Annotated in this window: 8 protein-coding genes; all 8 read left to right on the forward strand. The window is 50.4% G+C overall.

Going from position 1 to position 20223, the window contains the following annotated elements:
* Window position 1 precedes the first annotated feature (1 nt).
* The 8 genes from KKG35_03085 to KKG35_03120 all read left to right on the forward strand — a co-directional run bounded on the left by KKG35_03085 (window position 2) and on the right by KKG35_03120 (window position 20195).
* Entirely contained in the window at window positions 2-601 is a 600-nt protein-coding gene (locus KKG35_03085) for a radical SAM protein (GenBank protein MBU1737099.1), read from the forward strand.
* Window positions 602-1404: 803 nt separating this feature from the next.
* Window positions 1405-2208 (forward strand): hypothetical protein, encoded by an 804-nt coding sequence (locus KKG35_03090; protein MBU1737100.1) that lies wholly within the window; start codon window positions 1405-1407, stop codon window positions 2206-2208.
* 29 nt (window positions 2209-2237) lie between these two features.
* The gene (locus tag KKG35_03095) at window positions 2238-2609 is read left to right on the forward strand and encodes a hypothetical protein (GenBank protein MBU1737101.1); all 372 of its coding nucleotides are present in this window, start codon (window positions 2238-2240) and stop codon (window positions 2607-2609) included.
* 88 nt (window positions 2610-2697) lie between these two features.
* Complete coding sequence (locus KKG35_03100; GenBank protein ID MBU1737102.1) at window positions 2698-7851, forward strand: chitobiase/beta-hexosaminidase C-terminal domain-containing protein; 5154 nt, start codon at window positions 2698-2700, stop codon at window positions 7849-7851.
* A 50-nt stretch (window positions 7852-7901) separates the two neighbouring features.
* Window positions 7902-8684: a hypothetical protein gene (locus KKG35_03105; GenBank protein ID MBU1737103.1), complete on the forward strand. Its 783-nt coding sequence runs from the start codon at window positions 7902-7904 to the stop codon at window positions 8682-8684.
* A gap of 129 nt (window positions 8685-8813) precedes the next feature.
* Window positions 8814-14048 (forward strand): chitobiase/beta-hexosaminidase C-terminal domain-containing protein, encoded by a 5235-nt coding sequence (locus tag KKG35_03110; GenBank protein ID MBU1737104.1) that lies wholly within the window; start codon window positions 8814-8816, stop codon window positions 14046-14048.
* A 3-nt stretch (window positions 14049-14051) separates the two neighbouring features.
* The gene (locus KKG35_03115) at window positions 14052-14933 is read left to right on the forward strand and encodes a hypothetical protein (GenBank protein MBU1737105.1); all 882 of its coding nucleotides are present in this window, start codon (window positions 14052-14054) and stop codon (window positions 14931-14933) included.
* A gap of 273 nt (window positions 14934-15206) precedes the next feature.
* Window positions 15207-20195, forward strand: a complete 4989-nt coding sequence (locus KKG35_03120) for a chitobiase/beta-hexosaminidase C-terminal domain-containing protein (GenBank protein ID MBU1737106.1) — start codon at window positions 15207-15209, stop codon at window positions 20193-20195.
* Window positions 20196-20223: the final 28 nt, after the last annotated feature.

Consider the following 20223-nt stretch of genomic DNA (forward strand, 5'->3'; position numbering starts at 1 on the left):
TATGGCTCGGTTGAATCTTGCGGACTGGGTTGATTGCACAGAGGTTGAAGGACCTGGAAAGCGTCTGGCACTGTGGGTGCAGGGCTGTTTGCTGAGATGCCCGGAATGTTGCAACGCTCATATGCTTGAGATCGTTCCACGCAATGTTGTTGGTACTGATGTTGTTTTGGAGTGGATCAATGATGCGAAGAATTTGCACTCCATTGAAGGTGTTACTTTTCTTGGTGGCGAGCCGATGTTACAGGCTAGAGGTTTGTCTGAAATTGCGCGCGGATGCCAAGATATTGAGCTATCTGTTATGACTTTTACAGGATATCCCCTCGACGATCTCAATCAGAACCCAATGCCAGGAGTTTCAGATCTACTTATTCACACTGACATTTTAGTTGATGGCCCTTTTGTATTGGAAAATCCTGAGCGGACAAGAAACTGGGCTGGATCAATAAATCAGCAATTCCACTTTCTTTCTGAGCGCTACAAAGCTGGCATCGAGTTCGATCCTGCTTATAGCCGCGGGTTTGAACTGCGAATATTTGATGATGGCAGAGTACGGACGAATGGATGGCCTTTGGGGAGTATCAATAGGGTCTGGACACGCTAACTATCTGAAATCATTTCTAATCATTGTTTGTAGTAGACCTTTCTGGAGCTTGTATTGACGTTTTTAAGGCCAAAAGACTCAAATATATAGAGTTTATAACGCATGGTTTGTTGATTTGCGTTGAATATTGGCCCCCAAACAACGCCCAAGGTGACCCCTCTGTGAAAACAAATACCTGCCTTTTTAATGTCCTTAGCCTCCACCCCGAATAGATTCTAGAGTGAAAAAGATCTTTCGCATAAATCGGAACAAGATAATATTTCGACGCGGAAATCGGTCAATGTTGGAAGTTGATCGACAAGCTGACTTTAGTCTGGGATACCACGTATTAGAGTCAGCTATACAGTACAGTTAAAATGATACGCATATGGCTACTGCGAAAAAGTAATTCTATTAACTGCATTTTTGAGTAGTGGGCTCTCCCTTTTTTTTCGTTCTACCTCGGCATTCATACAAAGCTCTTTCAAACTAGCAAGTATTGTGATCTGTGCAAGTAGATCTGATGGATTTATTGGTTTGTATCTACGTGGTTTGTAGGGTTTTTCCTACAAAGAAAATTCTTGTTAGAAAAATTAAATCATGTTCTTTTACTCAACTGTGATGGCAGGTCCTGTTAGCTTGTCACTCAATAAGACTGGGGGGAGTCTTTCATTTCTGGAGTATTCCTGGTCTAAATCATATTTGCTCGTGTTGTGTTTTGTTGATCGAGGGGCTGTTCTTTTGCCAGTTATCAAGCTGAATGAGTGAAATGTTTTTTCCCCACTTTGTGCATTTGTGCTTTTATGCATTATTAGGAGTTCTATATGAAGAAAGCAATTTTTTCACTGCTGGTTCTGGCAACCTTTCTCCTGCTGCAGTCTGTGTCTTTTGCAGTGCCCAATATCATTACCTATCAGGGCAAACTTAATGACCAGAACGGCGTGCCGCTGACCGGCAGTTATTCGATCACCTTCACAATCTATGATGATCCGGTGGCTGGCACAGCCCGGTGGACTGAGACTTGGGATATTGGAACCAGCCAGGTTACTGTGACCGATGGGTTGTTTCAGGTTGAGCTGGGGTCTCATGTTCCGCTTGTTTCAACCATATTCGACAAAGATGGCCTTTATCTTGGAATCAAGGTTGAATTTGATGCGGAGATGATGCCGCGGCAGAAGTTTACAAGTGGATCTTTCGCGTTTAGAGCAGAACCACTAGTTCCAACATTAAAGAATGTTGTTAATTTGAACAGCTATTCTGCTCCATCAGGATGCGATTGGCATATAGTGCATACATTTTCTGTGCCTCAGGGAGAAATTTGGGAAGTTAGTAACATGTGGGCAATGCGTTATACTGTCGGTAAGTATGGTCGAAGAATTGATGCAATCAGAATGGTTGTTGAGGGAGTTGTCCACGACACGACTGATTCTTATTTGAGTGTAAAGAATGATGATCTTTCATATTTTTCAAACGTAAATTCTATTTACAGTCCCCCATTACAAATATTGCCTGGAAAGACTGTAGTAATTGAAGGATATTTTGCAGCGAATAGATCTGGTTCAATCTGTGATGGGAGTACTATTGGTATTAATAATGTTGGATATTATTACCAAGTTAAAAGTTTTTAAAGTTTATTGTAAGGGAAAATATTCATCATATGAGATCCGGGATTGCCATTATACTTACTGCTTGTTTGTTGCTTGGGTCATCTTTTGTCAAGGCTGATGCTTTGCGTACATATAGAGGTTTTTTATTTTCCCAGAGCGGCCAACCTGTTAATTCCACTGTAAGTATGACATTCCGAATCTATGATGTGTCTGTGGGTGGCACTCCCATATGGAATGTTACAAAAAACATCCAGATTTTGGACGGCATGTTTGAAGTGCAGCTGGGAGACAAACAACCCCTTAATGATTCTATTTTTGAGAATGATGAACTTTATATCGGTATCCAAGTGGGTATAGATGATGAAATGACCCCTCGCAAGCAGATGAGCAGCGAGGGGTATGTTTTTAAGACGAAATATTAGTGATAATACATTTGGGCAAATGAAGTTTATCTCCGGCATAATTACTTTACTCTTGGTGACTGCTTGTTTGTCGGCGGATGTCGCTGCCATGGAAAGCGCCAACTTCAAGATGCCGGTGTTCTCATCCAACCATGGCGGCGGAGCGGCCGGTTCCAGCCAGTACCAGTTGTCAAAAAGTGTTATCCCCCGCCAGCCGGTAGGTCTTTCAACCAGCGCCAATTTTCAGGTGCAGGCCGAGGTGCTGGATCATGGACTTTCAACCGCACCTTCCTGCGGGGTCTTCATCAGCCAGGATAATGTTGCGGCCAATGATCCGGCCGTCAGCCTCGATCTGATCTGTAGCGATCCGGATGGCTGTGAAGAGGTCTCTATTTCCAACAACGGTTTCAATTGGCCGGTCACCCAGCCTTTCACCACTACTACCAGCTGGACTCTTTCTCCTGGAGATGGCGAGAAGAAGGTCTTCGTAAAGTACAAGGATACTACTGGCGAATGGTCCGGAATCTGCGGCGATTCAATTAATCTGGACACTAGGGCTCCGACCGCTTCGGCTACCCTGCAGGGCGATACTTTCATAGGTACCCAGAACGTCTCTCTTGTTGCCAGTGAGCCGGCCACAATTTATTACACAATCGACGGAAGTGAACCGACTACAGCCTCAACCTTATATACAACCCCGCTCGACCTGACTGTAAATACCACTCTCAAATTCTTTGCTGTAGACCTGGCCGGAAACAACGGTCCGGTTGCCACCGAGGATTACACGATCTGCACAGGCACCGGCCTGTCAATTACAGGCGCGGTTAGAGATGCCCTGCTCAACCAGAATGTTCCCCTGGCGGTGATCAACCTGAAAACCGGCCAGCAGACAGTCAGCAATCCTTCCGGCAATTACTCCTTCACTGGTCTGGCTGCCGGCTATTATTCAATCGACTCGGTCAGCATCACCGCCCCCGGCTATGTCACCTATCAGAAGGAACTCACTCTCTGCCAGGCCAATATTGTTAACGACATCAGCCTGACCAAGGACACTACTGTTCTTGGTACCGGTAGCAGTTCCGGTTACAGCGGCGATAACGTCAATACCTCCACCGGCAACTATGCCTATAACCGGTCCGATCTGGCGATTCCTGGTCGCGGCATTCCCTTTGCCTTTGACCGTACCTATAACTCCCAGGATGGTTCCGACGGACCTCTTGGTTTTGGCTGGACCCATAATTACAACATCTCCCTCACTGAAGAAGCAGGCGGCGAGGTCTCCATCCGCTGGGGTGAGGGCCGGACCGAGACCTGGATTCCGGATGGTGGTGGCGGCTACATCCCGATGTACGGGGTTTTCTCGATTCTGACCAAGAACCTGGATACCAGCTTCAATCTTCGTCTCAAGGATATGACTGAATACAACTTCGATCCTACCGGACTTTTGACTTCCATCGCTGACGAGTACTCAAATACCATCTCTTTCTCTTACTCTTCCGGAAACCTTGCATCGGTAACCGATACTGTTGGTCGCATTATTAATTTCACCAGTGATGTTAATGGACGGATAACCAGCATCACCGATCCGATCAACCGATCGGCCACTTTCTCTTACGATGTTAACGGCAATCTGGTTTCAGCCACAGACCTGGACGGCAATGCCACCACCTTCACCTACGACATTTACCATCGGATTCTGACCGTGGTTGATCCCCTCGGTAACATTGTTCTTACCAACACCTATGACGACCAGAAGAATGTCATTGCCGCTCAGAAGGGTGCTCTTGGTGGCGAAACTCTCTACTCCTATGATGTGGAACAACGTCGAACTCAGATCATCGATCGCCTGGGCAACATCTCATATCATTATTACGATGATCTTCTACGGTTAATCTGCGAAGTCGATGCACTTGGCTATTCAGCTCATTACGAATTTGATGAAAGAGGTAACCTGATCAGTGTTACCGACAAGAACGGTAATATTACCAACTATGCCCATGACGCAAACGGCAATGTTCTGACCAAGACCGAACCGTTGGGACGGGTGACTTCCGCTACATACGATGCGGATAACAACCCGTTGACCAGGACCGATGCCAACACCAACACGACCACCTTCACCTACGATGGTCAGGGTAGCCTGCTGACTGTCACCGATGCCCTGAATAATGTTACGACCTATACCTATGATGCTTATGGGCAAATGGAGACAGTGACCGATGATCTGAGCAACGTCACCACCAATTATTACGATATTTATGGTAACCGGGTCTCGGTGGTTGATGCGTTAACCAACACCCATACCTACACTTATGACGTGGTGGGGAGAAAGATCTCTGAATCTCATCCACTTGGGCGGGGTACTCTTTTCACATACGATAATCTGGATCGGCTGGTTTCGGTCACTGATGCTCTGGGAGGGGGAAGTCTTTTCACTTACGATGCCAACGGCAACAAGACCGAGCATCTCGATGCCAATGGCAACAAGACTACTTTTGCCTACGATGCCAGGGATCGGCTGATCAGCAAGACCACCCCGATGAACGAGACCGAGACTTATGTCTACGATCTGCTTGATCGGCGGATCGCAGTGACCAGCCCGCTCGGTTCGGTTACCTCCCTGGTCTACGACAAGATCGGGAACGTCAACCAGACCCTTGATGCCATGGGCAATGTCTCCCGTAGCGAGTACGACGCCAACGGCAACAAGCTTAAAACTACCGACCCCATGGGCAATGAAACACTCTTTGTTTATAACGCCCTTAATTGGCTGCTCTCCACCACCGATGCCCTGGGCAACACTACTTCATTCACCTATGATAGTAATGGTAACCGTCTGACCGTTACTGACGCCCGGAGCAAGACCCTCACCTCGACCTATGATGTTCTGAACCGGTTGTTGACCGTTGCCGATCCGCTTAATAACGTCACCACCAATACTTACGATGACCTGGGGCGGTTGTTAACCGTCACCGATGCCCGCAATAACACCACCAGTTTTACCTATGACGAAATAGGCCGATTGGTTACGGTCACCGATGCAGAAAACGGGATAGTTACCGCTGCCTACGATGAACTGGGCAACCGGATTTCACTGACCGATACCCGCAGTAAGACAACGAACTATGAATACGATGTCTTAAACCGTCTGACCCGGGTCGAATACCCGATCGGTGATGCTGTCACAACTGCCGAGACTATGGTCTATGATCTGGTCGGCAACTTATTGTCGTTCACCAATGCAGATGGCACCACCACTTATTCTTATGATCAGAACTACCGGTTGTTGCTGAAGACCGATCCCGACTCGGCAACCTTTTCGTACACCTATGACGCAGAGGGAAAACGGTTGACTGCCGATGGTGGGGTTGGCACCACGACCTTCACGTACAACTCCCTTGGCCAGGTTTCCGCGACTACCGACCCCCATGGATTGACGGTGAGTTATACCTATAACCCGGCTGGCAGCCGGACATCGATCCGTTATCCGGGTAACAAGATTGTCTATTACACCTACGATGAACTTAACCGGCTGGCCTCGGTCAGCGACTGGGGCGGTGTTTCAACAACCTACGCCTACGATGATGCCGGGCGTCTGGCGGCCAAGACCTTTGGTAACGGTTCGGTAGAAAGTTTTACCTATGACGATTCCGGGCGGCTGTTGACCAAGGAGGATCGCGATCCGGCCAGCGCCCTGATTGCCGGATATACGTTTACCATGGATGGGGTCGGCAACCGCACTGCAGTCGATATGACCCAGCCTCTGGTGCCACTGCTCGACAACGACAGTGATGTCTTCACCCATGACGATGGCAACCGGGTGCTAACCGGCACCGGTGAGACCTTCACCCACGATGATCTGGGCAACCGTACCAGCCTGGATGATGGTGGTGTAATCACCGATTACACCTATAACCATGACGACCTGTTGACCGGGGTAGCCAAGGGGACTGATTTTTTCAGCTACCAATACAATGCCGATGGTCAGCGGCTTGCTTCTGTCAACAAAGGGATAGAGACCCGCTACCTGCTCGATGTGATTGGTGAGATGGAATTTGTCCTGGCCGAGATGGATGATAGCAATGCGGTCAGCAAGTATTACATCTATGGTGATGGTTTGCTTTATTCTATAGATGGCACCACTGGCGAACGGCTCTATTTCCACTATGATCCGATCGGTTCCACCGTGGCGATTACAGATGCCACCGGCTCAGTAACCGACAAGTACTCTTACCTGCCGTTTGGCGAGTTAAATCGTAGCGAGACCACCCACGACAATCCCTTCCTCTATGTTGGCAAGTTCGGAGTTATGCAGGAGCCGACCGGTCTCCAGTTCATGCGAGCCAGGTTCTATGACCCAGGGACCCGTAGGTTTATGAGTAAGGACCCGGTTAAGGGTGGTATGAATAATAGTCAGAGCTTGAGTCCATATGCATATGTACAAGGCAACGTGACTTCTAGTGTTGATCCAAGGGGTGAGTTGTTAACTTCAGTTTTAGGATTGATTACATCGTCAACGGTTCAATATTTCGACCAGAACCCTCAAACTAACTTGCAGACGATGCTTGCAGCGGCGGAACTAAATTTAAAAGCTATGACTCTGACATCTGCGGCAAATTTTGTTGGTAAAGCCTCGCTTGCTATTGCCGCCGGTTGGGAAATTGGAATGTTTGGTGTCGGATTGTATGAAGGGTTTAAGGGTAAGAAATATGAGGCACAGTGGAGTGCCACCCACTGGGTAGGTTATGCGAAAGGGTATACCTACGCAGCAAGATTAGACAACCTTAGATACATGTACAATCGAGTCAAAAACGGCTGTAGTCCTTTTGACGAGGAATGCATTTATAGAAAAAGCATAGAAAAATCTTCTGAATTTGCGGGGAATGGGGAGATCGTCTCTTATGAGCAAGCTAGCGACGTGTATAGCCAAGAAACTAATGGCTCATCAGATGCCGCTACTGAAGACAGATCAGGCGGCGGAGTTAACTGGGACAATATAGTCCTCTCGGTTTCCTGTGTTGCAGATTGTGGCCAAGAAGAAACCGAAACCAGGTCGGAAAGAGAGATATATAAAGAAGAACAGCGGCGGAAACGTAAAGATAGGGATCGGCGTAAGGCAAAGCGGCAACAGGCAAAAGCCAACCAGAAAAGAATGTATGAAAACTATGCCCGGTCGGTTAGTAAGCATTCTGTAATAGTTTACGACCTTAATGCCCTGCCTAGTTTTAACTCAGGTGGCGGCGGCGGGGTTTACTCCAGATAATCAAAAAACAAGAGGTTTGATTTTATAACTTCAGACATACAGGACTAGTGATGAAAAGAGCATTTGTAGCATTAATGACTTTGGCGATGGTTTTGATGCTGACGGTAACCGCCGGGGCAGTTCCCAACCTGATCAGCTATCAAGGTATCCTGAATGATGGTGGTGGTAACCCGATCAGTTCGACGGTCAGCATCACCTTCAAGATCTATGATGTCCCGTCCGGCGGCACCGAACTCTGGGGTGAGACCCAATCGGTTCAGGCATCAAACGGTATTTTCAATGTCCAGCTTGGTTCTATCCATCCTCTGGCTTCATCAGTGTTTCAGACTGATACCCTTTACCTCGGAATCCAGGTCGGAGCTGATCCTGAAATGGTACCAAGGCAGCAATTAATGACCGGAGGATATTCCCAAAAAGCGGCCTTAGTCGAGGAAACTATTTCTCCAATAGGTGCTGTAATGGCTTGGATGAAATCTATGCCGGGAGTGCCATCCTTGCCAGAAGGATGGGTGGAATGTGGTGGTCAAACTTTGGTCGATGTTGATAGTCCATTAAATGGGCAGGTTATTCCTGATTTGAACGGTCAAAATAGATTTTTAAGAGGTGCTGTGGGAAGTGGGTTGTCGGGAGGGGCGACTTCTCATGGCCATAATATTGGGCATGTAAACACCCAGTTTATGGGTGCGGGCAATGTCGCTAATGCAAACAAAACTGACGCGGCTGTGTATATTTCTGCGGGATATTATGGTGGCGGGATTGGAGATTTTACAAACCGTTCAGCATCTCATTTACCTTCATATTATGAAGTCGTCTGGATTATGAAAGTTAAATAAAGAGTTTTTTAAACACAGGACATGCGTATTGTGAGATTAATATTTAGCTCAATATTAATAACAAAATTTATATCAATCCTATTAATCCCAGCCCTTTCTTCAGCTGGAATGACCAGCACCAACTATGGTGTGTCGTCTCTGCTGGAGAATAATGGCAGCGGCAACAGGGCATCCGCGAACTACCAAGTTGTCGCCGATGTCATCACATCTCAGCCTTGTGAGAACTCGGTCAGCTTCAACTATTCCGTCGAATGCCGGGCGGTTGCACCTTTGCCGGGCGGCATTTCCTGCGGCATCTATATCAATTCCGACGAGGCCATCACCGCAGCAACTTCGGTCGATCTCGGCCTGGTATGCAGTTCGCCCAGCGGCTGTTCCAAGGTAAAAGTCTCCAATAACGGGGTGGGGTGGTCCGAGCCTTATGACTATGCCACCTCCATGCCCTGGCAGTTGGCGAATAACGACGGCGAACGGCAGGTCTTTGTCAAGTTCATGAACGGGTACGGGGTCTGGTCCGGGGTGTGTCACGACTCGATCATGCTCGATACCACCGCCCCGCTGGTCACCATCTCGCCGACCGGCGACACCTACATGAACGGCCAGTCCGTGGCCCTGACCGCCAGCGAGCAGGGGGCGATCTACTACACCATCGACGATAGCGACCCTTCCGACACCTCGCCGCAGTACACAACTCCGCTTGCCATCAGCGCGGACAGCACCATAAAAAGTTTTGCCGTCGATGTGGCCGGCAATGCCGGGCCGGTGGCCAGCGAAAGCTATACCATCTGCACCGGCTCGAACATGTCCATCTCCGGCGTGGTGAAGGACGCCACCCTGAACAACAAGGGCATGGGCTATGTGGTGGTCACCCTGAACAGCGGTCACACCGCCACCACCACCGCCGCCGGCAACTACTCGTTCACCAACCTGCCGCGCGGCAACTACCGCATCGAATCGATCACCACCGTGACCCCCGGCTACATGACCTACCAGAAGGAGCTGGAGCTGTGCAAGACCAGCATCGCCAACGAGGACATCATCCTGAGCCGGCCGGACACGGTTTTCGGCTTCTCTTCCAACTCCGGCTACGGCGACGGGCCGGTGAACACCGCCACCGGCAACTACGTCTACGCCAATGCCGACCTGCAGATCCCCGGCCGGGGCGTGCCTTTCTCCTTCGTCCGGGCCTATAACTCGCAGGACGGCACCGACGGGCCCTTCGGCATCGGCTGGACCCACAGCTACAATGTGCATCTGGCCGTGAGTGCCGACAACGAGGTGACGGTCCGCCTCGGCGACGGCAAGGCAGAAACCTGGACCCCGGACGGATCCGGCGGTTATACCCCCCGCTACGGCGTGTTCAGTTCGCTGACTAAAAATGGCGACAACACCTATACCATCCGCCAGAAGGACATGACCGAGTACAACTTCAACGGGGATAACCGGATCGCCTCCATCGTCGACGCCCATGGCAACCGGATTCTCTTCAACTACGAAGGTGGCATCCTGACCTCCATCACCGATACGGTGGACCGGACCATCAGCATCTCCTACGACACCTTCGGCCATATCACCCGGCTGCTCGACCCCCTGGGGAGATCGGTCAACTACGTTTACGACGGCAGCGGCGATCTGGTCAACGTGCTCGACCTGGGCGGCAACAGCACCGCTTATACCTATGACACCAACCACCAGATCCTCACCATCACCGACCCGCTGAACCATATCGCGGTTTCCAACACCTACGACGAGCAGAAGCGGGTGGTATCGAGCCAGCGCGACGCCATCGGCGCCGAAACCCTCTACAGCTACGATGGGGTCAATAAGTCGACCACGGTGACCGACCCCTATGGCAACACCTCGTACCACTACTACAACGAGTACCTGCAGCTCGTGCGGGAGGTCGATGCGCTTGGCCATGAGGCCACCTATGCCTATGACGACCGGGGCAACCTGGTGAGCGCCGTCGACAAGCGGGGCAACGAGACCACCTATGCCTATGACGCAAACGGCAACGTGCTGACCAAGACCGAACCGCTGGGCCGGGTGACCTCCGCCCTCTACGACGCCAACAACAATCCAACTTCCAAGGCTGATGCTAAGGGCAACACCACGCTCTACACCTATGACCCGACAAACGGGAACCTACTTAGCGAGGAGGATGCGCTGCATGTGGTGACCGCCTACACCTATGACCAATACGGCCAGGTGCTGACCGAGACCTATGCCGTGGGTACCACATTGGAGACGGTAACCAGCTTTGAATACGACCAGGCCAGCGGCGATCTGGTGGCGGTGCAGGACGTCCAGGGCAATCGCAGCACCTCCACCTACGACGCAGTGGGCCGCAAGCTGACGGAGAATCACCCGCTGGGCCGCTCAAAGGCCTACGATTATGATGCCATGGACCGGCTGCTCTCCATCACCGATGCTCTGGGCAAGACCACCTCGTTCACTTACGATGCCAATGGTAACAAGGTGCAGCATGTCGACGCCAAGGGTAATATCAGCAGTTTTGCCTACGATGCCAAAAACCGGTTGATCAGTCGGACTTCGGCGGAGGGTCGAACCGAGAGTTATCAATACGACAAGATGGACCGGCGTGTCGCGTTGACCGACCCCATGGGCAGGACCACCCAGACGATCTATGATGCCTTGGGCAATGTGATCCAGCGCATCGATCCCGTGGGCAACAGTGCCCGTCACGAGTACGACGCCAACGGCAACCGGGTCAAAACCGTTGATGCCAAGGGCAATGTAACCACCTTTGTCTATGATGCCTTGAACCGTCTCGTTTCAATCACCGAGCCGCTTGGGGTGACGGAGAGCTATGCCTATGACGTCAACGGCAATCGGTTAACGGTCACCGATGCCCAAAGTCATCTGACCACATATACCTTTGACGCCAGAGACCGCCTGAAGACGGTGGCCGACCATCTTGGCAACTCGGTGACCAACGAATATGACGAACTCGGCCGGTTCATCAGGGTCACGGATGCCAAGAACAAACAGACCAATTTTAGCTACGATTCCCTAGGCCGCCTAGTCCAGGTTGTCGATGCCGAAGGCGGCGTGGTTGCAGCCACCTATGATGCCTTGGGCAATCGGCTAACGCTGACCGATACCAGATCCAATACCACCGAGTACAGCTATGATGATTTGAACCGCCTGCTGTCGGAAAGCGACCCACTGGGCAATTCCGTGTCCATGGAGTATGACGTGCTGGGGAACCTGGCGGCCTTGACCGAAGCGGACAACCGGACCACGACCTACAGTTACGACAAGGACAATCGGTTGGTCAGCATGATTTATCCTGGGGCCGCTAGCACGGCAACCTACAGCTACGACGCCAACGGCAATCGGCTCAGCGTGGTGGACGGCATGGGCACGACCATCTACAGCTATGACGAGTTGAACCAGGTTGCGGCGGTCACCGACCCCTTCGGCCAGACCGTGGGCTATACCTACGACCCCAACGGCAATCGGAGTTCCACCCGCTATCCCGGCAACCGGTCGGTCTACTACTACTTCGACGCCCAGGACCGGCTGACCAGGGTGGAGGACTGGGGAGGAATCGCCACCAGCTATCAGTACGATACCCTTGGTCGCTTGTCTGGCATGACCATGGGTAATGAGGCCACCGTGGCCTACTCCTACGACGACGCCAACCGGCTCATCGCCAAAACCGATCTGGATGCCCACGGCAGCCTGGTCGCTGGCTATATCTTAACCATAGATTCTAATGGTAACCGCACCGGTCTTGAGATGGAGCAGCCTCTACTGCCCATGATTGCCGACAGCAATGATTCTTTTATTCATAATGAAGCCAATCAACTCTCAACCAGCAACGGCAAGACCTACAACCATGACGTCATGGGCAACCGCACCCGGCAGGATGATGGTGTTAAGGCAATCAATTACTCCTACAACGACGACGGCCTGCTCGACCGGGTGGTCGATGGCGCCACGGTGTACGAATACCATTACAACAGTGCCGGCCACCGGTTGTCCTCGGTGATGAACTCCACTGAAACCCGCTACCTGCTCGATACCAACGGCGGCATGGAATATGTGCTGGCGGAGATGGACGGCAGTAACAACGCTTATCGCTATTACGTTTACGGCGATGGCCTGTTGTACAGCATTGATGCGGCGACCGGGACACGGCACTACTACCACTACGATCCTATCGGCAGCACGGTGGCTATCACGGATAAGGATGGGATCGAGGTTAACCAATACGCTTATCTACCTTATGGCAAGCCGGCGGCGGTAGTTGATAGTGCCGACAGTAATCCCTTTAGATATATCGGTAAGTTTGGGGTAATGCAGGAGCCAACCGGGATGCAGTTTATGCGGGCCAGGTTCTATGACCCAGATACACGGAGGTTCATGAGCAAGGACCCTGTGAAGGGGGATATGAAGGATAGTCAGACTTTGAACCAGTACAGCTACGCGAAAGGAAATCCTATAACATACATTGATCCTGATGGTGAATTTGCATGGGTAGTATTTGTGCCTATTGTGACAGGGATTGTTGGTGGGATATCTACTACAACAAAATATTTGAAAAATAATGAGGATGCTACTTTTGGAGGTGCTGCCAAAGCTTTTGCTTTAGGCGGTGTGGGAGGGGTTGCGGCAGGGATCGGCGCTATGTTGGGTCCGGTGGGGGGGCTTGTCGGGGGACTTACCGCGGTTGCTTTTGAAAAATCAGCAGAGCGTTCACTGCGAGCACCGACAGGTGATGAAGTTCTCGGTGACGTCCCAGATTTTATTGCCGGCGGAGTCATTGGGGCTGCATCAGGATCTTTGCTTAAAATCAGGGGCAGACTTCCAACTCATTTAAAGACCATGTTCTACGGTAAACACGCAACGCACCTATTTTCAAGTCTTGTCGGAGAACTTGCAAGTAAAGCAATAATAACAGGCCTAACTTCAGGTTCAGACGCTGAAAAGACCGTTGAAATATTAGTTGAAGAAATGATGAGTGGATCTGTTTCCACCGCTGCAGAGGTAAAAACACCCTCGGAGATTGCCGTTGTTAGCATGATGAGTGAGAAAAAGGAACGTTCATGGGCGGAAATTCGTGAACTTACTCGGCAACGAAGGGAAGAGCAGAGATTCGTCGCGGAACAGCGCCGCCTTGAGTCAAAACTTCGAAAACGGGCTCGTGCTGAGGCTAAGAAAGATCGTCAAGAAGAACGGGAAAGAATGCGGCGGGAGAAGGATCGGCTTGAGCGGGAGCTCTACGCTCAGTTGACCTCACTTTATAGCAAACATCATGTTTTGATTCAGGAGTTGTCGTCAAGGCCTGCCTTTAACTCTGGTAATCGTAACCGGGTCGGGGCTTATGGGAATTAAATAATGTTAATTAAGAACCTAAAACAAAAAGGTTTAAGCATGAAAAGAACATTGATCACACTCCAGTTAATCGTAGCCGCGATGATTCTTGTTGCATCAAACTCATTCGCGGTTCCCAATCTGATCAGCTACCAGGGTTTCCTGAACGATAGCCAGGGTCAGCCAGTCACCAACACTCTCAGCATGACCTTCAAAATCTACGATGCCGAAACAGGCGGCAATGAACTGTGGAGCGAGGCACAAAGTGTCCAAGTATCTAACGGAGAGTTCAATGTCCAGCTTGGTACTGTCCAGGCCTTGACTTCAACTGTCTTTCAAACTGATACGCTCTATCTTGGAGTCTCAGTTGGCGCAGACCCTGAGATGGTCCCCAGACAGCGAATAACCAGCGGTGGATATGCTAAAAAGGCGGAAACTGTAAGCCAGTTGGCATTGCCGGTGGGGACTATTATGTCTTGGGCTAAATCAATGCCAAACACCCCACCTCTGGAAGGTGTCTGGGTTGAGTGCAATGGGCAGACATTATCTGATCCTGAAAGTCCTTATGATGGTCAAGCGATTCCTAATCTTAACGGAGAAAACAGGTTCCTAAAAGGGAGTACTTCTAGTGGTGCTGTGGGAGGTGCAACAAGCCATAATCATTACTCACCTTTGCGTATACGACAATCTGGGCTTTATGTAGGTATAGGCGGATGGGGACAAGGTAGCCCAAATTTTAACGACCATTATATGTATCTTGACAGTGCAGGAGGTTCTGAGGTGTTTGCGAAGAACTGGCAAATAGGAAATGGTTTTGCTGGCTCAAATTACAACACCTACAAAACATCTGTTACTGAAACTACCCCGCCACACTATGAAGTAGTTTGGATAATAAAAGTTAAGTAAGCAGATTTTAATCTAGAGAAATAATTGATGTTCCGGATAGGTATTGTGAAATTAATATTAAGTGTAGTTTTACTGTTTAGCACTACGGTCCCAGTTTGCTCTATTGCGGCTATGAGTAGCAGTAATTACGATATAACTTCTATACAGGAGAATCACGGGAGTGGTGCGCGAGGATCGACCAATTATCTGGTAGTTTCAGATGGAATCAACAAGCCGCTATGCAGCAACTCGGTTAGTAGTAATTATTCCATCTCTTGTAAAACCAGAAATGTTGTGGTTGCAAACGTTACCACCTGCGGGATTATCGTTGATGGTGGGGCAGCGATAACTTCGTCAATTTCGGTCAACCTGGGCCTGATCTGCGGTGATTCGACCGGCTGTGCTGAAATGTCACTTTCAGACAACGGGGTTGCCTGGTCATCACCGGAACTCTACGCTACAGATAAATCATGGAATTTGGTGGCAAACGACGGGCCGCGCAAAGTTTTTGTCAAGTACAAGAACGGCAATGGCGACTGGTCGGGTGCTTGTAGTGATTCGATCATTCTTGATACTACCCCACCGGCAACGACTATTTCCCCAACTGGCGGAACTTTCATGGATCCCCAGTCGGTGGCGATTACAGCCAGTGAAGAGTCAACCATCTACTACGCAACTGACGGTAGTGAGCCAACCATCGCATCAAATGTCTACTCCGGTCCGGTCTCAGTAAGCGCTGATAGCACACTTAAAGCCTTCGCGGTTGATATGGTTGGCAACACCGGGAATGTGGTCAGCCAGGAGTACGAGATCTGCACTGGCTCCAACCTGTCGATCACCGGGATGGTCAAGGATGCCACCACTGATGAAGGGATGCCACTAGTCACTATCACCCTTGATTCAGGCCATTCCACTTCTACTGATATAAACGGCAACTACTCCTTTACCGGGTTGCCGCGCGATTATTACCTGATCGAAGAGGCGACTACAGCTTCTCCGGGTTACGTTACCTACCAGGAGCGGCTTAAACTCTGCAAGACATCGGTAGCACATGACATTATCCTGACCAGGGACGCGACGGTCTTCGGGACCAATACTAATTCCGGCTACTCATCCGATTCGGTCAACACCTCTACCGGCAACTTTGTCTATGGTATGGCTGATCTGGCCATTCCCGGGCGCGGCATGTCTTTCGCCTTTGAGAGAACCTATAACTCTCAGGATGGTACGGACGGGCCGCTGGGCTTTGGCTGGACTCATAACTACAATATCTCGCTTTCAATTGGCGGTAGCGGAGAAGTTATAGTCCGCTGGGGTGATGGACGGACCGAGGTCTGGAGTCCTGACGGTGGTGGTGGATTCACTCCGATGTATGGGGTGTTCTCGACCCTGATCGACAATGGTGACAGCACCTTCACCCTGCGCCAGAAAGATATGATCGAGTACCGGTTCAATATCGCAAACCAGATCTCCGAGATTGTTGACGAGTACGGCAATACCATCACTTTCAACTACAGCGGCAGTGAACTGACCTCGATAACCGATACTGTTGGTCGCACTATAAGCTTCACCTATGACGCCAACAGCCGGATCACCAGTATCCTCGACCCGATCAGCCGTTCGGTTACCTTTACCTATGATGCCAATGGGGGGCTGGTCAGCTCAGCCAACCTGGATGGCAAGATTACCAATTATACCTTTGATGCCAATCACCAGTTGCTGACCGTTACCGATCCGATGGGCAACGTGGTGATGACTAATGTCTATGATTCCGCCCGGCGGGTAGTATCGAGCCAGAAGGATGCTCTGGGTGGCATGACCCTTTACACATACGATGTGGCAACCAGGACCACCAAGATCGTTGATGCCCTGGGTAATATCAGCTATCACAATTTTGATGAGTTACTGCGGCTGGTTAAGGAAACCGATGCCCTTGGTTATGTCGCGACCTATGTTTACGGCACAAGTGGCAATCTTGATTCGGTCACCGACAAGCGCGGCAATACCACCAGCTATATCTACGACCCAAGCGGCAACGTCCTGACCAAGAACGAACCGCTGGGGCGGGTTACCTCGGCAACTTATGATGCCAAGAATAACCCGTTGACCAAGACTGATGCCAACAACAACGTCTCTACCTTTACCTACGATCCGGTTAACGGGAATCTGCTTACCGCCACCGATGCCCTGACCAACACTACCACCTATACCTACGATGCCTACGGTCAGTTTGAAACGGTTACCGATGCCCTGAACAACGTCACAACCTACGAGTATGACCAGTTCGGCAACCAAACGGCGGTGATCGATACCCTGACAAACCGAAGCGAGTTCACCTACGATGGGGTCGGGCGGAAGTTGACCGAGTCTCATCAGCTGGGTCGGGCAACAGCCTACGAATACGACAGCATGGATCGACTGATCTCGGTGACCGACGGTACGGGCGGGGTGAGCCAGTTTGCCTTTGATGATAACGGCAACAAGCTGGAGCATCTCGATGCCCTGGGCCATAAGACCACCTTCACTTATGACGCCAAGGATCGCTTAGTTTCCAAGACCGATCCGCTGGGTAATACCGAGACCTACACCTACGACCTCTTAGACAGGCGGAAAGTGGTGACCAACGCCAAGGGGGCGACAGCCTCGGCGGTTTATGATGCACTCGGCAATGTGATCCAGGCCACTGACTCCCTCGGCAACACGGTGCGTAGTGATTACGACGCCAACAGTAATAAGATCAAGACCATCGATGCCCTGGGTAACGAGACGGTTATGGCCTACGATGCTCTGAACCGGTTGGTCTCGACCACTGATGCCTTAGGCAACATCGCCACCTACACCTATGATGCCAACGGTAACCAGTTGTCTGTAACGGATGCCCTGACTAATACCACCTCATCAACCTATGATGTTCTAAACCGTTTACTGACCGTCACCGATCCGCTTAACAACGTCACCACTAATACTTATGATGAGTTGGGCCGACTGCTGACCGTTACCGATGCCCGGAACAATACCACCAGTTTTACCTATGACGAACTGGGCAGACTGGTGACTGTGACCGATGCTGAGAGCGGGGTCGTGACGGCCGCCTACGACGTCCTGGGCAACCGGATCTCGACGACAGACACTCGGAACAAGGTCACCACCTACGAATACGACAAGCTGAACCGTTTGGTTGCCGAAACCGATCCACTGAACAACCGCTCTGCCATGCTTTATGACAAACTCGGTAACCTGATCGTGTTGACTGACGGTAATGGTACAACTTCTTACGTCTATGATGCTAACAACCGCCTGACCCAGATCAACCATCCAGGTTTGGCGATCTCCACCTATACTTACGATGCGGTTGGCAACCGGTTGACCGCCACCGGTGGGGTGGGGACCACCACCTTTACCTATAACTCACTCGACCAGGTGACCTCGGTCGCCGATCCCTACGGGAAGACAGTAAGCTATACCTATAACCCCAACGGTAGCCGGACCTCGATCCGCTACCCCGGCAATCTGATCGTCTTCTACACCTATGATGAATTGAACCGGCTGGCTTCAGTAAGCGACTGGGGCGGGGTATCCACCACCTACAGCTACGATGTGGCTGGACGACTGGTCGGTAAAGCTATGGGCAATGGGGCCACGGTCGGCTTGAGCTATGATGATGCCGGGCGACTTTTGACCAAGGAAGATCGCGATCCGGCCACTGCTCTGATCGCCGGTTACACTTACACCATGGACGAGATTGGCAATAGAACGGCCGTTGATATGACCCAGCCGCTGGTGCCGCTGCTCGATAACTACAGCGATGCCTTCATCCACGATGACGGCAACCGGGTACTGACCGGTACTGGCGAGACCTATACCCACGACAATCAGGGTAATCGGACCAGCCGCGATGACGGTAATGTGGTCAGCCAATACGACTACAACTACGACGACCAATTGACTGGCGTGGTGCAGGGTTCGGATACCTTCAGCTACCAGTACAACAGCGACGGCCAGCGTCTGGCATCAATTAACAGCGGAATCGAGACACGTTACCTATTGGACGTGATCGGCGAGATGGAGTTCGTTTTGGCCGAGATGGACGAGAACAACGCGGTCAGCAAATATTACATCTACGGCGACGGTCTGCTCTACTCGATCGATGGAGCTACCGGTGAACGGCTCTATTACCATTACGATCCAATCGGTAGCACGGTGGCGATCACCGATGCCACGGCAACTGTGACCGACAAATATGCCTACCTTCCGTTCGGTGAGCTGAACCGCAGCGAGACAGTTCATGACAACCAGTTCACCTATGTAGGCAAGTTCGGAGTAATGCAGGAGCCGACCGGTCTCCAATTTATGAGAGCCAGGTTCTATGATCCTGAGACCAGAAGATTTATGAGTAAAGATCCGGTGAAGGGGGATATGGATGATGCACAAAGAATGAACTTATTTCAATATGGTCTTAACAATCCTCTCTTGAAGCTTGATCCGAATGGTGAAGATATTGTGATTTTACCTACAATAATGCTAGCAGCATTTGTGGTCTCATATTTTGGGCCATGGGTATACATCGCTGTAACAGGACAAGATGATGTTGGTAGACAACTAAGGCCTGGTGGGACAACTGATGCTGGTCTCCATTCTTATTCAATCCAAGAAGATATAGATATGCCACTAAAAGGGCCACCACAAGACGCTGAAGATAGCTTCCAGTTTGATTATTTAAATCAAGGCACTTCTGTCCCCGAGGGGGCAAAACAAGAGTTCTCTTTAGGTAACACAGGAAATGGACAGATGGTAAAACAAAGTAAAACTGTATGGGGACCTGCACCAAAGAACAGTTTTACGCCACCTAAAAGCCCAACCTTACAGGCTAAAGTTGAACCTTTAATAGATTCTCCACAAAATTCAGGGACTTTTAGTACTAAAAAATCTAGTTCACCGAAAAAATATCTCAGCGTAAAAAGCTACGCATCAGGCTATTTCCGCCGTGAGTTCGGCAAACTCCTTTCTCCAAATTTTGCCGACAGGCAGACCCGTTCAGCTATAGAAAGAAGTATTGACAACGAGATCATGAATCTCCAGACCAACCGCTACGGTTATCGGGACAAGGATGACCAGAAACGGATGAAAGAAAAGCGGGCCCGGGATGTGAGTCGTGCAAGTAAGAAGCTCTATGCTCAACTGACTTCGGCTCTGAGCAAGCACTCGGTGATTGTCAGAGATATTTCCTCCCTGCCGAAGTTCAGTTCCGGCGGGATGCGACAGGCCGGGGTTTATGGAAATTAAAGGAAGATAATAATAAAAGTTTTTCAGG

It is taken from the genome of Pseudomonadota bacterium (assembly GCA_018823285.1).
Lineage (GTDB): Bacteria > Desulfobacterota > Desulfobulbia > Desulfobulbales > JAGXFP01 > JAHJIQ01.

Excerpts from the sequence above, each read along its gene's own strand:
- KKG35_03085 (MBU1737099.1), top strand. The coding sequence starts at position 2 with ATGGCTCGGTTGAATCTTGCGGACTGGGTTGATTGCACAGAGGTTGAA.
- KKG35_03090 (MBU1737100.1), top strand. The coding sequence starts at position 1,405 with ATGAAGAAAGCAATTTTTTCACTGCTGGTTCTGGCAACCTTTCTCCTG.
- KKG35_03095 (MBU1737101.1), top strand. The coding sequence starts at position 2,238 with ATGAGATCCGGGATTGCCATTATACTTACTGCTTGTTTGTTGCTTGGG.
- KKG35_03100 (MBU1737102.1), top strand. The coding sequence starts at position 2,698 with ATGGAAAGCGCCAACTTCAAGATGCCGGTGTTCTCATCCAACCATGGC.
- KKG35_03105 (MBU1737103.1), top strand. The coding sequence starts at position 7,902 with ATGAAAAGAGCATTTGTAGCATTAATGACTTTGGCGATGGTTTTGATG.
- KKG35_03115 (MBU1737105.1), top strand. The coding sequence starts at position 14,052 with ATGTTAATTAAGAACCTAAAACAAAAAGGTTTAAGCATGAAAAGAACA.